The sequence below is a fragment of the Marinoscillum pacificum genome (assembly GCF_024714495.1).
Classification (GTDB): Bacteria; Bacteroidota; Bacteroidia; order Cytophagales; family Cyclobacteriaceae; genus Marinoscillum; species Marinoscillum pacificum.
The window spans coordinates 12124-30556 of sequence record NZ_JAMZMJ010000020.1 but is presented as its reverse complement, the minus strand read 5'-3'; the positions used below and the strand labels follow the sequence as shown (position 1 = coordinate 30556).

11 protein-coding genes are annotated in these 18433 nt (G+C 40.6%); 3 read left to right on the top strand and 8 right to left on the bottom strand.

Going from position 1 to position 18433, the window contains the following annotated elements; all coding sequences use genetic code 11:
• Positions 1 to 82 precede the first annotated feature (82 nt).
• On the top strand, positions 83 to 1336 hold the full coding sequence (locus NXS00_RS25585; RefSeq protein ID WP_258102144.1) for a M20 metallopeptidase family protein: 1254 nt from the start codon (positions 83 to 85) through the stop codon (positions 1334 to 1336).
• On the opposite strand, the gene NXS00_RS25580 is transcribed toward NXS00_RS25585, so the two are convergent.
• Complete coding sequence (locus NXS00_RS25580; RefSeq protein WP_258102143.1) at positions 1333 to 1755, bottom strand: DUF6702 family protein; 423 nt, start codon at positions 1753 to 1755, stop codon at positions 1333 to 1335. The genes NXS00_RS25585 and NXS00_RS25580 overlap by 4 nt on opposite strands.
• A 141-nt stretch (positions 1756 to 1896) precedes the next feature.
• Between NXS00_RS25580 and NXS00_RS25575 the strand changes: the two genes are divergently transcribed.
• Positions 1897 to 3321, top strand: coding sequence for a bifunctional metallophosphatase/5'-nucleotidase (locus NXS00_RS25575; protein ID WP_258102142.1), 1425 nt, complete (start codon positions 1897 to 1899; stop codon positions 3319 to 3321).
• Between the two features lie 80 nt (positions 3322 to 3401).
• Positions 3402 to 4526: a hypothetical protein gene (locus NXS00_RS25570; protein WP_258102141.1), complete on the top strand. Its 1125-nt coding sequence runs from the start codon at positions 3402 to 3404 to the stop codon at positions 4524 to 4526.
• Between the two features lie 4 nt (positions 4527 to 4530).
• Here NXS00_RS25570 and NXS00_RS25565 read toward each other — a convergent pair whose 3' ends face one another.
• The 7 genes from NXS00_RS25565 to NXS00_RS25535 all read right to left on the bottom strand — a co-directional run bounded on the left by NXS00_RS25565 (position 4531) and on the right by NXS00_RS25535 (position 18350).
• Positions 4531 to 7131 (bottom strand): ABC transporter permease, encoded by a 2601-nt coding sequence (locus NXS00_RS25565; protein ID WP_258102140.1) that lies wholly within the window; start codon positions 7129 to 7131, stop codon positions 4531 to 4533.
• Positions 7131 to 7457 carry a PadR family transcriptional regulator gene (locus tag NXS00_RS25560; RefSeq protein WP_258102139.1) on the bottom strand — a complete coding sequence of 109 codons (327 nt, stop codon included), beginning with the start codon at positions 7455 to 7457 and terminating at the stop codon, positions 7131 to 7133. The genes NXS00_RS25565 and NXS00_RS25560 overlap by 1 nt, the downstream gene beginning before the upstream one ends.
• Positions 7458 to 7573: 116 nt before the next feature.
• A complete protein-coding gene (locus NXS00_RS25555; protein WP_258102138.1) occupies positions 7574 to 10168 on the bottom strand; it encodes an FtsX-like permease family protein in 2595 nt (864 codons plus the stop codon).
• Complete coding sequence (locus NXS00_RS25550) at positions 10161 to 12746, bottom strand: ABC transporter permease (protein WP_258102137.1); 2586 nt, start codon at positions 12744 to 12746, stop codon at positions 10161 to 10163. Before NXS00_RS25550 ends, NXS00_RS25555 begins: the two co-directional genes overlap by 8 nt.
• Positions 12743 to 15367, bottom strand: a complete 2625-nt coding sequence (locus tag NXS00_RS25545; RefSeq protein WP_258102136.1) for an ABC transporter permease — start codon at positions 15365 to 15367, stop codon at positions 12743 to 12745. Before NXS00_RS25545 ends, NXS00_RS25550 begins: the two co-directional genes overlap by 4 nt.
• The gene (locus NXS00_RS25540; RefSeq protein ID WP_258102135.1) at positions 15364 to 18000 is read right to left on the bottom strand and encodes an ABC transporter permease; all 2637 of its coding nucleotides are present in this window, start codon (positions 17998 to 18000) and stop codon (positions 15364 to 15366) included. The genes NXS00_RS25545 and NXS00_RS25540 overlap by 4 nt, the downstream gene beginning before the upstream one ends.
• Entirely contained in the window at positions 18000 to 18350 is a 351-nt protein-coding gene (locus tag NXS00_RS25535; RefSeq protein WP_258102134.1) for a PadR family transcriptional regulator, read from the bottom strand. Before NXS00_RS25535 ends, NXS00_RS25540 begins: the two co-directional genes overlap by 1 nt.
• Positions 18351 to 18433: the final 83 nt, after the last annotated feature.

Sequence of the window (18433 nt, the reverse complement as noted above, 5' to 3'; positions counted from 1 at the left end):
GATTCCTATGATCAACCTTATTTATCCATACACTATGCGCTTCTCCTTTTTTCTGTTAGTATTTTGTTTTTCAACGGGATTAATGTTTTTGACTCCTAATGTTGACACCTCGAAGATTGCCGCAGACAAAGACTACCTCGTTAAGCTGTATACCGAGCTTCATCAATCGCCAGAGTTATCATTGGAAGAAAAAGAGACGTCTAAAAAGCTTGCCAATGAACTTAGAAAAGTTGGCTTTGAAGTAACAGAGAACTTTGGTGGCTATGGAATCGTGGGAATTCTCAAAAATGGTAAGGGGCCAACCATTCTCTACAGGACAGACATGGATGCGCTACCGATGTATGAAAAGACCGGACTAACTTATAAAAGTGAAGTAGAAGTACCGTACAATGGAGGCAAAGTAGGGACGATGCATTCGTGTGGACATGACATTCATATGACCAACTGGGTAGGAACAGCTCGATATATGGCCAGCATCAAGGATCAATGGAAAGGAACATTGATGTTTATTGGTCAACCCGCAGAAGAAATAGGTGCAGGCGCCAGAGCCATGTTAGCCGCAGGGCTGTATGAGAAGTTTGGTGTACCTGATTATGGAATTGGTCTTCATAGCAGTCCAAGTCTGCCAGCAGGTACAGTTGGCCTTTCTGACGGCTACACGATGGCCAATTCAGAATTTGCCGATATTAAAGTATTTGGAATAGGTGCTCATGGAGCAACCCCACACATGTCAATTGATCCGGTGGTTACTGCGTCTATGATTGTGATGGAACTACAAACCATAGCAAGTAGAAGTGTAAAACCTATTGATGATGTGGTGGTAACAGTTGGCGCTATCAAAGGCGGAACCAAACACAACATCATTCCTGATGAAGTGACACTCCAAATAACCATGAGAACCTTTACCGAAGAAGTAAGACTGCTAGTGCACAAGAGAATTGAAGAAATAGCCCGCGGAGTAGCTATAGCAGCAGGATTGCCAGATGACAAAATGCCAGAAGTGATATTTAGAGAGGAATTCACGCCTGCAAACTTCAACAACCCGGTATTAATTCAGTCCTTACGAAAGTCAGCTTCAAAAGTATTAGAAGCTAACAATATCCTGGAAGCAGAACCTCAAATGGTGGCTGAGGACTTTTCACTTTATGGCAAGACTGAACATCAAGTTCCAACTGCACTGTTTTGGTTAGGCACCGTGCCTGATCAGCGTATTCAATCAGGAGATTTACCTGGACTGCACTCTCCTTTCTATTATCCAGAACCAGCAAAATCTCTAGAAACCGGAGTTACCGTGGTTAGTCAAGCCATGTTAGACTTATTCAATCAAAAGGACTAAAAACTACAACTGGGGTTCGATTGATTTAACCTGAAGTAGCGTGTTGACTCGTCCATCACCTTGACCACATTGGTTTGATCTGGAAATAACTCCATCAGGTAATCTGCCTGTAGATAAAAAGAATGCCATTCTGCAGGTGTTTTCATCTCGAAAGTAATCCATTGGCTTTCGCCTTCTTCAGACACTTCTTTCAGATTGAAATTTATTGATTGTTCATTGATGCGTAGCTTGATCTTCTTTTGAAAATACTCTTCAATGGAACTTGAATCATTTCGCAAGGCATCATTTAGGTCATCGCTAAAAACTTTCACTTTTAACTGCTGACTTTCAATCTCCAAAACAGATACATATATCGCGTGATCAACTTTTGAAGTTGGAGATATGAACAAGCAGAGATGTATCAGAAGCCAAGAAAGCATATGCTAATAAAGTAAATATTGAGTAGATACTTTATTAAAAAAATGTCCAATTGATAGACATTGAAATTATGGAGAGGAAATTTATTTTTTCTCAATTAACGCTTCAATAAACATTATCTTTGGTCACGAACCATAGCTATTATGAAAAAACTAATCCCTCTTTTAGTTCTATTTGTATTTCTATTCTCTTGCGAAAAGGATAACACCAATCCTGAAAATCCTAATTCAGGCACTGATACTTTAGCCATATACTTCATTAATGACCAACATGGCCAACTGGAGAATTTTGCCAAAATCAAGCACATTGTAGATGGAGAAAGAGATACTAACCAACACGTATTGCTTGTTTGTGCTGGAGATATGTTTTCTGGAAACCCAGTAGTAGATCAATATGAAGAAAAAGGGTTTCCCATGATCGATATCATGAACCAAACAGGGTTTGATGTATCTGTGCTAGGGAATCATGAATTTGACTATGGACAAAAGTTTCTGGATAAAAGAATGAAACAAGCTGAATTCAGCTGGGTTTGCGCTAACATCGACACAGAATCAAGTGACTTGAGTCAACCAGATCCTTTCACAACCATTGAGGTAGGTGACCTGAAAGTAACATTTTTAGGATTGGTAGAAACAGAAGGCAGCCCAACCAAAACAATACCACTAACCCACCCATGGAAGGTTACGGGCATATCGTTTACCAATTATCTGGAATCCATAAAAGATTACACCGACTTAAAGTCTGAAGAAGAATCCGATGTATTGATTGCATTAACACATTTGGGAACTTCAGCTGATTTGGATCTTGCTCAGAGATATCCTGAATTTGATGCTGTCATTGGAGGACACTCTCATGATAGAGTTGGCCAACTTGTAAATGGCACTCCAGTTTTGCAAGCCGGATCACACTTGAATTATTTAGGACGATTACAGCTTATCATTGACAAAGGCACAATTATCAGTCAGAGTGCAGAATTAATCAATCTAAACACTTATCAAGAAGTAGATACTGATCTTCAATCCAAAATTACGGCTTACAACACTCCTCCTATTTATGATGAGGTTATTGGGTTTGCCACGAATTATTTGAATCGAGACGAAATAGGGTGCTTTTATACCAATGCTCTTAAGGAATATTACCATACAGATGCTTCATTCCAAAACAGTGGGGGTATACGATCAGAAATTGACGAAGGAGACATCACCCTGCATGAAATATACAATATGGATCCATTCGAAAATGGCGTACTTGTCTTCTCCATGACTGCTGGTGAAATCAGAGAATTCCTGGGACAAACAGGCATTGGTTTTCACGTCTCAGGCCTCCAATTGACCGTAGATGGTCAATCACTTATTATCCGGGATGAAGCTGGAAAAGAGTATCAAGAAGATGACGTCATTACAGTTACCATAAATGACTATATCCCTGCGGTTTATGAAGATCATTTCCCCATAGAAAAAGCTGTTGTTCAAGACATTACAACCGCCGAAAGCATTATTCAATACTTAAAAACGATTGATTCTACCATCGAATATGACGAGTGCAATCACTACTTCAGATACAATTAAGAAATAATAGAATTAATTCGTATTTTCATCTATCTCTAACCAACAAGAACACAACCTAAAAGTGTTCTGGCTTTAAGCTGATGGATGAAATTTATGGATTTAGCAAAGTAGAATACCTCGTTACTTTTCACTCCATCATATTTGGGTATGTGGCCTCTGTTTTTCTGGAAGGTTGGGGCTACATACTAAGGCGTAGGAAATCCTTTAAACTGGATCGCTATCTGCTCTTTTTCACCTATGAGGTATTTACACTAATGCTCATCCATTGGTGGAATTTGTATGATCGATCGTCGTTGATCTCTCAAAACCTTTTCCATTTTCTAGAAGTACTTCCATACTCCATCATATTTTATTTTATAGCCACTGTAGCATTTGCCAGGATTGATTCAAGCAATACAAACAATCTATCTACTGTGTATTTTACCCATCGGATCAAGCTGTATGCAAGTTTGCTATTGTTCATTGTGTATGATTTTGCAATGACTGTTCGCCTTGAGAATCACATCTTTCAGATAGTTGGAATGTTTATCTGTGTAGCGGGAATAGCAAGTCAAAACAAGACACTTCACAAAGCTTTAATTACGATTGGTATTGCGAGTGTATTCATCATCATTGTCAGAAACCTACTGAATATAGATCATCGGTTTATTTATGGCTCGGAGAATTACTCTAAAGTGGAGCATCTGACCATTTTCATTTCGATGATTTATGGGTATGTCATCACGGTTTACTTTGTAGGTTGGTCCATGATGCTGAGGGCAAGAATCAAGGACTTGTCACTGATTCAATTTCTATGGACCCTGTTTTCCTTCTTGTTTTTGATAGATATCTGGTGGGGATCATGGAGCCGTAATTCTCATGTGGCAACTAGCATGCTTCATTTTCTCCTCTCCATCTCTACCCCATTCTTAATTTTCATCATCTGTGTGCTGCTGTTTCCACACAAAAAAGAAGCAGGAAACTATTTGACTGTTTTTCTAAGCAATAAGAAACTCATATTCTTATCCTTCAGCTTACTCTTTCTGAGTCAAATCCTGCTATCTTTTTTCTTCATTGAAGACCATCAAAATGAAAACTATTTCAGGTTAGCCGGGATAGCGCTATCCATCGTCAGTATGAAAATTGACAACCTCAATTATCACAGAATACTCGTATCTATCGCTTTCCTGCTATTGTCCTTCAATGTGTTTAACCAATTTTTGTGATCAACTATTCTGTCCTTAGTCCATCTACAGGATTCCTCCTGGTAGCTTTTACTGTTTGTATAACAATGGCGAGCATGGCCAGACACAATGCGATAAATCCGGCAAGAAGAAAAACAGCCCAATTCATTTCCATGTGATAGGCGTAGTTTTCCAACCACCTGGACACAAAATACCATGCCACGGGAACAGCTATTACGAATGACAGTCCAACTAACACCAGAAAATCCCTGGAAAGTAACGACACGATAGACATGGCTGATGCTCCCAGCACTTTCCGAATGGAAACCTCTTTGGATCGTTTACTTATCGCTAAAGCAGCTAAACCGAAAAGCCCCATACAAGCGATAGACACTGCAATCACTGTAAAGAAACCAAACACATCAGCCAGTTGATATTCTTGACGATAAAGTTGATTGAAATGATCATCCACAAACCGAATATCAGAAGGGTTTGGAGAAAGATCTGACAACTGATCTGCAAGCTGAGCAAATGTCTCTTGCACCTTGTCTTCCTTTATTTTCAAAGACCAATAGGAAACAGAACCCTCCTGAATGTTTCGCAGCATCAAAGGAGCGATTGGCTCTCTCAGCGCATGCATATGAAAGTCTTTTATAACTCCTACAATCTTAGATTCATATCTCCCATCCAGTACCTTACCCAGCGCTTCCTCTGCAGTCCATCCCAGCTTGGCTAATCCGGTTTCGTTAACTACACAAGCGTTTTCATCCGGGCTATTGAATGTCCTGCCAGCCACCAATTCGACATCATAGGTTTCCAAAAACTGTCCATCCACAGCTGCAGTATACATCAGCACATCATCATTCTTATCCTCAGTATTCAGATCCATGAATGCACTCGAGCCAATATCAACCGGTACATAAGTAGAAGTGCTAAAATTGAGCACATTTGGGTTGGAGGCTACCTGATCCCTAAATACATTGGTCACATCAGACAAATTGCTGGCGCTAATGGCCACCACATTCTCCTTATTAAAACCAAGGTCTTTGTTACTAATATATTGCAATTGCTTATAGGTAAACAAGCTTCCGGTGATCAAGAGAACAGATGCTGCAAACTGAAAAACAATGAGTACTTTTTGCAATTTGACATTACCCATTTTTCCAATCTGGATCCCTTTAAGAATACTGGATGGTTTGAGTTTAGAAATAACTAGAGCAGGGTAACTTCCTGCAATCAATCCGATAAGCAATACAAGAAAAATAAGACCAGGAATTAACCAGAATTGATCTATAACATCTACCTGAATAGGCCGCTGAATCACCTCTCCAAAAACAGGAGCAAACCAATAGGCAATGACGACACCAATCAATACAGCTAAAAAAGACACAACAATAGACTCTCCCCAAAACTGACCAACAATCTGGGACTTATAAGCTCCTATTGCTTTTCGCATTCCAACTTCTCTTACTCTACTGATAGAACTAGCAATGGCAATATTCATGTAATTAATACATGACAATACCAAGACAATAACTGCTATCACACTAAAAAAGAGAAGATATTGGGTATTCGCTTTTTGAGAACCCAAATTAAAATTGATCCCGCCATTGAGATGAATGTCTAACAGGCTAATCAAGCTAATCTTTTCATTTTCTGCTTTTTCATCATAGACATTCAAATCCCGATGACTCAAAAATATCTGCGTTATTTCTTGTTCGAGATAACTCAAATCAACATCATCTTGCACCACCAGAAACGTATTGTAAGCATTGTTTTGGAATGTCGGACGAGCCTTATCCTTTACATAATATTTGTCCATCTCCAAATTGGCAATGAAAGCATACTCAAAAGATGAATTTGCTGGAGGGTCTGCTACTACTGCAGTTACCTGCATATCAAATCTGGAATTCCAAAAGTCTCCACTCAAGCGTTTACCAATAGGATCAACTTCTCCAAAGAGCTTTTGGGCTGTTGTCTCAGTTAAGATGATACCTTCTTTTAGATCCAATGCATGATTTGGATCTCCAGAAATGAATTCGGTCTGAAAAATATCCAAAAACTCCCCATCTATCCAGAACCCCCATTCCCGAAAGTTTCGAGTTTCCCCTTCGATTAGAAAAGGCCTGCGTGCCATTGATGTTGCACGGACAACTTGTGGCAACTCCTGCCTAATTAAATCACCAAAAGCAGCTGGGGTGAGTGCGTATAGGTCAGAGCCAATGTATTCGTTGCCTGGTTGCTGCTGTATTACCTGATATATATTATCACTATTGGGATGGAACTGGTCATAAGACATCTCATAAGCTACGTACAAAGAAATGAGAATAAATGAGGCTACTCCAACCGCAATACCTGACACATTGATCGTGGTGTATAATCGTTGCTTTCTTAGATTCCTTAGCGCAACTTTTAAATAGTGTGAATACATACTATATGAGTTTGATCTTGATTTCTTGAAAGCGAATGACAAGAAAACGGTAAAAACACTCCAAATCATGATTAGTCTTGCCATGAATCGGCCTTTCTGCGCAATATGTGTGGAATAATACTCCTCCAAGTCACCTATGACAAATTCTGCCATACTTTCGGGCAGCACGCTCTCTAGCAGATTAGAGATCCACTTTGGCAAGGTTGGTTTTTCCATCACTCTTGTGTCTTGATACTTAACCCAGGAATGTTTTGCGCAAAAGACATGCGAAGCTCATTCGTCTCCTGTAACATTTTGAGGCCATAGGCTGTGAGTTGGTAGTACTTTTTGCGTCTTCCTCCTCGCTCAGCAGTAGCTCCACCCTCCCGAGTCTTCACAAATTCCTTTTCCTCCAATCGATACAAAGCCGAGTGTAAGGCACCAACACTTGGATTCTTACCGGTCTTTTCTTTGAGTATTTCTTTGATGGTCACACCGTATGCATCATCCCCTAATGATCCAATGGCTAATAATACTAGCTCTTCAAACCCACCTAATTTCATATTTGAATTGGTTATGATTACTTATTTCATTCCTATTACCAAAACAAATATTCTGATTAGTTTCCTAAAAACAAAAGAAATAAGAGATTATTTAATTCCTAAAAGCAAAAGAAATATTATTCATCCCTCAGATAACCTACAGGATTGGAATTGGCGAGTTTGGAAATTTTTAGGCTGATGATGCCCAGAGCAAGTAAAAGCGTCAACAATCCTGCCATAGCAAACAACCACCAGCCTAGATCAATGTGATACACAAAGCCATTGAGCCAATCGGACATGGCAAAGTATGCCAACGGGAAAGCCACGACCATAGCAATGGTCAATAGGAGCATGTATTCTGAAGAAAGCAATTTCATAATATCACTAACTGTAGCTCCTAATACCTTTCGAATTCCAACCTCTTTTCTCCTTCGCTCTGCACTGTAAGCAACCAATGCTAAAAGACCAAGTAAGGATATTACTATAGCAACTACCGTAAAGCACCAGGACAAGTCCCGAATCATCAACTCGCTTTTGTATTGTGAGTCGTACAATTCATCAACATAACGATACCAAAAGGTTCGGGCCGGGCTATAGTCCTTAAATACAGCTTCCAATGAAGTAAGAGCATCCTGATCCTGACCAGGTTTAGATCGAGCCAGCACCATCCAAAGATTGTGCATGTTATACCGAAGGATCAAAGGCTCTATTGCACTATGCAAGGAAGCGTTATGAAAATCTTTAACCATCCCAATGATTTTTCCTTTCTGTCCCCACATATTCATACTCTTGCCAATCGGATCTACCAACCCCATTTGTCTGGCAGCTGTTTCGTTGATGATATAATTGAGCGTATCTGCAGTGATTCTAGAGTCGAAATTACGCCCCAAAGCCATTTCGATTTTCATGGTCGGGATAAACCAGGGATCTACATCCATGTGATAAAACTCGAGCCGGTCACCGGGTTGTTTTCCTTCCCAACCAATACCAGAGGTCGCATTTTTCACATCGATAGCCAACTGAGTAACCATAGACACATTTTCAATTCCAGGCTTTTTTAACAACTCTGTTCGGTAGGTCTCGCAATCCATTGGAGTCATGTCATAGATATAGCTTCTTATGACATTGGAGCGATCCAATCCAATATTTTTCGTTCGGATATACTCTACCTGCTGATACACCGTCAGCGCTCCTACAATCAAAACCAACGTGATAACAAACTGAAAAACGACCAATGCTTTTCTCAATCCATTGTGTTTCTGCGGGGTAGCCATTCCTGACTTCAAGGATGATATGACTTTGAGAGAAGAAAGAAAAAATGCTGGATATACACCAGATAAAATACCTTGGGACAATATGAAAACAGGGATGAATAAAAGCATTTTCCATGTAAAACTCCATTCAAATTCTTTGTTTACCAGCTCTCCAAAATATGGCGCCATCAACCAAACAATAAGCACTGCAAGTAGAACAGAAAAAGCTGTCAGCAATACCGATTCCGTCAGAAACTGAATCCTTAAATGACCTTTTAAAGCTCCTAAAACCTTCCGTACTCCCGTTTCTTTCGCTCGGCGAGTTGCTCTGGCTGTGGTAAGATTCATGAAATTGATAGAAGCAAGGATCAACACGAAAATGGCTGCAAAAGAAAGTAATCGAACATATTCGATTCGACCTCCTGTAATGGTCCCATTTTCATAGCGATTGAAGAGGTACATATCCTCAAACGGTTGAAGAAATACCTCTCTTCTGTTTTCGTAATCTCCTGATCGGTGATCCATGATGGAGTTTACCATGTAGTCATTCGCATCAATCAGACTCACATCTTTTATTAGTTTGACATATAGCTGACTTGAACTATTGCGCCAGCTGGTAAGATTGGGGCGCTGAATGATCCTATTGGCAAATGGCACTACAAAACTGGCACTCAAAGTAGATTTTGGTGGCAAATCTTCATATACAGCAACCAGTTCATACGTTTCATCGCGATCATTGACCATTACCGTTCCAACAATGTCTTTAGACTGCCAATCTGATCCAAAGTACGTTTCAGCAAAAGAGGACGAAATAGCCAGTGTATAAGGGTCATCAAACATTTTACTGGTATGCCCCTTCATGATGGGCACTTCAAACACCTCAAAAAACTCGGGACTTGCATCCACACCAGCCCATTCTACCAGGTTATGATCCAGCTCAAATGCCATCCAGTTGCCATTGGACATGATGGTGGCTTGCTCTACGATAGGATACTCTTCTTCGAGTACAGCTTTCAAATTGTAAGAGGAATAGCGATAGGTGTTCACCTCTCCATTGGTTTGGAACTCACGATTCAACACATTGCAAACACGATCTCCACTATCAAGAAAAGCATTGTATTGTAACTCGTCCTGCACCCAAAGCAAAATGAACAAACTGCAAGCAATGCCCACAGCCAGTCCAAAAACATTGATCAATGAAAAGGACTTTTCTCTGGCAAATAGTCTAAATGCCACTTTCAAGTAATTCCTAAATAACATAAGCTGATGTGTTTTTTGCGTTTTGCGGAAAGCGAAAGGTCTGAAGTAATGCAATACCTGCCACCAATAATTGAGCTTAGCACGGAATAAAGATCGCTTCTTACTCTCTACTTCCAACTTCTCTTCCAAATCTCCAAGCACCTCCTCCAACAGTTCATCCTTTAGAAAGCTGTGAAGTAGTTCTTGAGCAAGTTTCGGAGGTTTGTTCTGCTTACTCATCTCTCAAGTTTTCAACTGGATCTTGATTAGACACTTTTACCGTTTGAATGGAAATGGTCAACCACGCCGTGATAATTGAGCCAATTGCCACTAAACCTATAAACAACCATGAAATCTCAAGATGGTATTGAAAATGGTTTAACCAGTCGGATGCCAGATAGTATGCTAAAGGCAGGGAAATTAGCAGTGCTATGAGTACCAGCTTCAGAAACTCTGCTGACAGCAAGTTCATGATAGCCATAGAACTGGCTCCAAGTATTTTTCGAATTCCAATTTCCTTAATTCTTCTTTCTGTACTAAACACCGCCAATCCAAATAAACCCAAACAGGAGATCAGAATCGCCAGGAAAGCAAAGAGGCCAGACACTTCAGAAACACGTCGATCCTCTTCATAAAACTTCTGATATTCAACATCCAAAAAGGTGAAATTGAATGGGAATCCTGCAGCAAACTCCTGCCAGACTTTCTCAGTGGCTTCCAGTCCTTCTGCAATTTTATCTGACTTCAGCTTCACAAAAACAGTAGAGGTGGTTGATGGTTCTAGTATGAAAATGATTGGCTTAATCTCATTGTACAGGGATTGGTAATTAAAGTCTTTGACAACCCCTATGATGGGATATGGATTTCCCCACATTTCAATTTTTTCGCCTACTGGATTCTCATACTCCATAATCCTAGCTGCGGTCTCGTTGATAATTATCGATTGAGCATCCGTAGCTCTATTTTGAGAAAAGTCCCTTCCTGAAACCATTTCAATACCCATCAAGTCCAGAAAGTCATAATTAACTACGCGATACTCAAAATGCTTGTTGTAACCTGGTTCTTTTCCCGGCCAGGAGATCGCAGAAGTTCCTGTAGTAGCACCAATAAATCCAAAATAGGCACTGGACGCTTTCTGAATTTCTGTATTTGAATTGAGACGATTGACAAAAAGACTGATGTCCTCTGAAACTTTGCCTTCTGCATCAAAATGAATGATATGATCGCGATCAAAACCAAGATCCTTCGTTTGTGTATACTGGATTTGCTGATAAATGATCCCCACAAAAATGGAAATAACAATAGAAAGCGTAAACTGAAAAACAACCAAAACCTTTCGAACCCAAACCTCCGATTTAGTGGTAGATATTTTCCCCTTAAGGACGTTTACGGGTTTGAAACCTGACACATACAATGCTGGGTAAGCACCTGCGATCAATCCAGTGATAATCGTAATGACAAGAATTACAAGGATCAAATTACCATCAATGAAAAAATCCATTTGCTTTCCAATGATTCTCTGAAATTCGTTCCAGAACAATCCCGCCAGTCCAAGTGCCAAAACTAATGACATCATTGACATCAATAGAGACTCGATGAAATATTGACTCGCGATAATAGACCTTCTGGCACCTGCCACTTTCTTCATCCCAACCTCCTTCAATCGTCTGGTAGCATTGGCTGTTGACAAATTCATGAAGTTAACGCAAGCCATGAGTAGAATGAATCCGGCAATTATTGATAACAGTTTAACATATGTTATACGACCTCCCGATTGCACGCCATTTTCATAACCTCCATAGAGATAGTTTTCTGAGTAATTCTTCAGGACCAAATGTCGCTCATATTGACTCTCCACCTTCTCATTCAGCATTTCATATATTAAAGGGATGACTTCATCAGCGGAGGCATCAGCGGTTAAAAGAACAAACGTTGATCCATAAGTATTCCGCCAATCACTGAGCCAAGGAATCTCTTCCATAAGCACTTCATACGGAATCACGTAATCAAATTGCATTGAGGAATGCAAAGGAGGATCTGCACATATTCCGTCTACTCTAAAGGTTCGATCATGAGCGTAAATTACCTGCTCTCCTACAACATTGTCAGTTCTTCCAAAAAGCTTTTGGGCCATCGAACTCGTCAAAACAATACTATTTGGCTCTGTTAACGGGCTAACTCCAACTTGGAGGAGATCAAATGAAAACATTTGGAAAAAGTCGGCTTGAGCATACATTCCCGTCCCTCTTATGTCTTTTTCATTAGTTGAAAGGACTTGTTCTCCTTTATCAGAAAAACCAATTGCAGAAGCCGCTTCAACTTGAGGGATTTGTTCTTTTAGAGCAGATGCAAGAGGACTTGGCGTAGTTTCCTGAATTCCAACATAGTCAGGGCGGATCTGTTTTTCCATGACGAGAAATAATCTATCAGAATTTGCATGGAATTTGTCCGTTCGAACTTCATTCGAAACCCATAAACCAATGAGTAACACTGCTGCAAGTGCAGTACTTAGTCCTATTAGATTGATTAAAAACGAAGATTTACGCCTTCTATAACCACGAATGGCCAAAAGTAAGCTATGTCTAATCATAACAAAGAGATTTGAGTGTTTTGATCTTGTTTTAATAGCAAAAGGTCGAATGTATTTGAGTACTTGATACCAGTAGTTTCTGCGAGCTTTGGAGAGTGAGTAAGTCTTTAAATCCAGCTCAAACTTCTCTTCCAGATCGCCCATCACTTCTTCAATTAATTCATCCTTAAGAAACCATTGAAGTAGTCGCTGAGCTAGTTTGGGTGGTATAGATCGTCTATTATTCATTCAGCTCGTAGAGATTTTACAGGATTGCTCAAAGCGACTTTTACTGATTGGAAACTGATCGTGCCAAATGCCACCAGCAAGGAAGCAAGTCCAGCCACAGCAAATACCCACCAGGACAAATCCACATGATAAGCATAGCTCTCCAGCCACTGCTTCATCAAATACCACGAGAGTGGAAGCGCCACTAAAAATGCGACCATCACCAAAAGCAAAAAATCTTTGGAAAAGAGTCCTATCAATTGATTGACCGTCGCACCGAGTACTTTTCTGATACCAATTTCTTTGGTTCGCTGTTCAGCGGTGAACATGGCCAACCCAAACAATCCTAAACATGATATCACTATCGCAAGCAAGGCTGAAATATTAGACAACTTGCCCATGACCATTTCTGTCTGATACATGTTGTTGTAAGCAGCATCCATGAACTTATAGTCAAGAGGGAAATTGGGATTCATTTCCTTATAGATATTCTCTAGGCTTGCCAATGCTTCTTCAGTCTGGCCAGATTTAGTTTTCACAATGACCACACCGAAGTACAAATCTTCTTTCACATCCAAAATCACCGGCTTGATCGGCTCATGAAGTGAACTACTATGAAAATCTTTTAACACCCCAATAATCTTACCGCGCTTATCCCAGGCGGAGATCCATTTACCTACCGGATTGTCAATGGCCATCTGTTTCACAGCCGCTTCATTGATCATAAAAGCTCCAGAATCACTCGGATGGGCTTTTGAAAAACCACGTCCCTCCACTACTTCTAAGCCCATGAGATCGAGATAATCATAACCTACAGAACTTGGTTTGAATCCAACCTCATGATCTTTTCCTTGCCAGTTGATGGGTTTACTCACTTCAAACCCCATTGCTTGCGGCTCCTCACTACCTCTATCCAAGGCCGCAATTCCCGGCATGCTCAGCAACCTGTTTTTGAACACTTCATAGCTGGAATTGATAGTACCTTCTACCCGAAATGAGATGATGTTTTCACGGTCGTATCCCAGATTTTTCGAACGCAAATAATCTGTCTGCCGAGTAATAAAAATGGTCACTACCAACAGCACAATGGAGACCGAAAACTGAAAGACAACCAACCCTTTTCGGAACCAGATAGAGCTTTTACTGATTCGAATCAAACCTTTCAAACTCTGGATGGGACGAAGAGATGACAAATAAAGCGCAGGATAGCTTCCCGCAACAAAGCCAACCAGCACTATTAACCCAACACAAATCGTCCAAAACTGATAATCCAGCATTGGGAAACTGATACTCTTATTGAGTGAACTATTGAATATTGGCAGCAACAAGGCGACCGCACCTAAAGCTAAAACCATAGCCACCGCTGCAATCAGAATCGACTCACACAAAAACTGTCCAATCAGGTATAATTTGTTAGAGCCAACTACTTTTCGCATGGCTACTTCCTTGGCTCGCTTGATGGATCTGGCCGTAGTAAGGTTCATGAAATTGATACTTGCCACCAATAAAATGAACACCCCTACCCAACTAAATATCTTCATATAGCTAATCAACCCATCAGCAGGAATTCCATTCACGAAAGTGGAATGCAAGTACTTCTGATCAAATGGATACAAACCAATATGATCCTCAAAATCTTCATTTTCATCTAACCTACTCTGCAAATAATTGTCAAGCTTAGCAGCCACTATCTGAGGGTCCGCTCCATCTTGCAGTTCAATGGTGGTCAACACTTGATCTGAAGACCATTCCAGACGTTTCATTTGCGACTCCCAATTGATCAGGTATTGGAATTGCAGAGAACTTCGGTCTGTAACATCTTCAAAAACAGCAGTTACCTGAAAGTCATATTTGTCCTCATAATTCAACGTTTGACCAATAGCTTCCTCTGGTGAGTTGAAAAACAAGATTGCCATTTTTCTGGAAATCGCCATACTGCTGACGTCACTAAGCGGGGTTTCCTGATCGCCAGCGATGACCTGATAATCAAAGACCTTAAAGAAGTCTTCACTTGCTCGAGACCCTTCCAGCTTAAACTTCTTATCACCATATCTAAAGGTCTTGGGATAACCCCATGGCAACTCATAGCCAGTAGCATAATAAGCTTTGTTTTTGACCTCAGGTATAGCCTCCTCCATATCGTCAACCACTATGTGATACCCATTATTCCATCGCATAGGCGTGGAAAAAGAAGACTGTACCGATCCGTCAGCATCTTGATTTCGGTAAATGACATAGAGATTCTCAGACTTGGAATGGAAAGAATCAACAGACATTTCCTCTCTCACCCAAAGAAATATGAATAGAAAGCAAATCAAGCCCAAGGCTAACCCCGAAACGTTGATTAGCGAAAAACTTTTATGTCTTAGGAGGTTGCGATAGCCGACTTTGAAAAAGCTGGAGATTATACCAATTTTCATCATGGTTATGGAGTTTTTTGATCTTTTAATGGCAAACGGACGGATGTAATTAATGACCTGGAACCAGTAATTTCTACGAGCTTTGGAGAGTGAGTAGGTCTCCTGGTCTAACTCAAATTTTTCTTCCAGATCTCCTGTGACCTCCTCCAACAGTTCGTCCTTTAGAAACCACTGAAGCAGTTTTTGAGCTAGTTTGGGTGGTATGTTCCCCTGAATGCTCATTCAGAACGCAGGGATTTTACAGGGTTAACCAAGGCTGCTTTTACTGACTGAAAACTGACAGTAATCAAAGTAATGACCAAGGCACCGACAATAGCTAGAAGGAAAGAATACCACGGAATATCAATTCTGTATTCATAATTAGCCAGCCAGTCATTAATAAAATAGTAGGCAATTGGTATAGCCAAAGCACACGACAAAACAATCAACAAGATAAATTCCGAAGAAAGCAACTTCCAGAGGGTCAAAATGGATGCTCCCAGCACTTTACGTATGCCTATTTCTTTGGTGCGCTGCTCTGCCATATAAGATGCTAAACCGAATAGACCAAGGCAGCTGATCATAATGGCCAATCCAGCAAATACACCCGACAACTTACCTACTTTAACTTCTGCTTCAAACTTCTGAGCATATCGATCATCTACAAACTGGTAGTCAAAAGGCACATTAGGAGCTAACTGTTCAAACACTTGAGTGGTGGAGGCAATGGCCTCCTGTGATGGAAGTTCAGGATTCAACTTCAACAGGTAATATTCCAACTCCGTCTCCTCCGTGTCGAGAAAATACACCATGGGTCTTACCTGACTGTAAGGTGACTCCCTGATGATATTTCTAGTAACCCCAATTATCTTGAAAGTACGATAGCTATTCCTCACCCAAAGCGTGAATTCCTGACCAACTGGATGTTCAAGCCCCATATAGGTGACAGCCGCTTGATTGATGACCACTGAACTACTGTCGGTGACCAGCTCCTTCGAAAAATCTCGTCCTTCAAAAATATTCCACCCTACAGTAGAACCGAATTCCGCACTTACCCAATTAGTAGCCATGTGCGGGTGAAAATTGGGATCTTTACTTTCCCACTCAAAACCACCCACCGTACTATTGAGAGTAGTCATAGGACTAGAAGTCATAGCCATTGACTCAATGATTCGTGCATCTTTTAGCTGGGTTTCCAGATACTCCTTCTTGCCTCGATAGTCATCCGACACCATGCTTACTGAGATTAAGTTATCACCATTGTATCCCATAGGCCGACTTTGAGTAAACTGAATTTGGTCCCTCACGGCGATTGTTCCTATGATCAATGCCACAGAGATCACAAACTGAACGACCACAAGACCTCTTCGCAGGTATTTAGATGAATTGCTATGAAAAATGGAACCTTTCAGTGCTTTAACCACCTGAAATCCGGACAGATAAAAGGCTGGATAAAGCCCAGCGAGTAAGCTAGTCAATACAATGACTGCCAAAGAAATCAACCATAGCAATGGCTCCTGGTAAGGAATTTCGAACTGCTTTCCGGCCAGAACTCCGAATTGCGGAAGCACTAACAAGACCAAAGCCAAGGAAACCAGAAACGACAGACAAACCAGCAGAAATGATTCAGTCAAAAACTGATTGATTAACTGTTTTCTAACAGAGCCAATTGCCTTTCGAATGCCAACTTCTCTGAACCTTTTCAAAGATTGGGCGGTGCTCAAATTCATGAAATTGATGCAAGCGAGTATGAGCACGAAAACTCCAATTCCACCAAATAACCAGACGTACTGAATAGCACCTCCTGTTTGCACGCCATTTTCCCAGTTGTTCCGCAGATGCCAATCATTCATGGCATGAAGGAACACCTCATTTTTATCTGACCAGCCTTCATATTGATCTGTATGAGCGGAAATGGCCGGACGGATTCTCTCATTAACTTCCTCCATGGTTAGGCCTTCCTTGATTTGAGCAAATGCGGTGAATGAACTGTTATCCCATTCGTTGCGGGAAGCTTTTACCCATTCTGTATTGCTCACATACAAGTCCCAAGGTGCAATAAATTCAAGGCTATTAAACGAGGAACTGGTAGGGATATCTTCATAAACCCCCTTAATCACTACATTCCAATCATTGTCTATTTTAATGGATTTTCCAATTGGATCTTCACCTCCAAATAATGCCTGAGCACTTGATCTGGAAAGTAGAATGCTATTTTGCTGAGTTAAGGCATTCATATCTCCTGCCACCATTCGAAGCGAAAGCATCTGAGGTGCCTCTGACTCCATAAAAGCCCCTGTTTTCAAAACACCTTTGTCCTCATCTCCTAAAACATGTCCCCATGTCCAGGAGCTCATGACCACCGTTTCAAAATTATCACCATACACTTCTCTCAACTCCCTGCCTACAGGAAAAGGAAGTGGTCTACGAGTGATCTTTATACCATCTCTGGTTTTGTGCTGCATAACCCGAGCGAGCTTATCGTGGTTAGCATGGTAATCGTCAAAAGTCAGTTCATGAAAAAGCCACAAACCGATCAGCATCACTACGGCAAGCCCAACGGATAGGCCTCCAATATTCAAAGCAGAATAGACTTTGTTTCTTTTTAGTCTTCTAAATCCAATTTTGAAATAGTTTTTGATCATGATTAAGTTTTTTAGAGGATGATTAAATGAGCCACGCATGGCAAATGGACGGATGTACTTTATGACCTGATACCAGTAGTTTCTTCTGGCTTTGGAGAGTGAGTAAGTCTCCTTTTCCAGGTCAAACTTTTCATCCAAATCTCCAAGCACCTCCTCCAGCAGTTCGTCCTTTAAGAACCATTGGAGTAAGCGTTGGGCTAGTTTGGGCGGTATGTTGGATTGTTGATTCACTACTTGATGCCAAGTATTTTCAACTTATTGAGTGCGAGCTCAGGATACTGATTCCAGAGATTGACTTTAAAATCACGCGACTGCTCTAATGCGCGTTTTCCAATTGCAGTAATGGAGTAAATTCTTTTTCTTCTGCCTCCACGCTCCGCTGTAGGTTCACCCATTTCTGATGTGAGAAACCCTTTATCCTTTAACCTGTCCAAGGTAGAATGAACAGAGCCGATCGATACATTTCTTCCAGATTGGTTCTTGAATTCTTCAGCAATCTTGAAAGCATATGCTTCTTCATTTAAAATACCAACCAATAAAAGCAGCACTTCTTCGAACTCGCCTAATCTTGTTTCTTTCATGAGTATTTAGTTATGTTACTAAATTGTAGAACTAATGTACGGAATAAAATATTTATTTGTTCTACTATTTAGTAAGTAATATT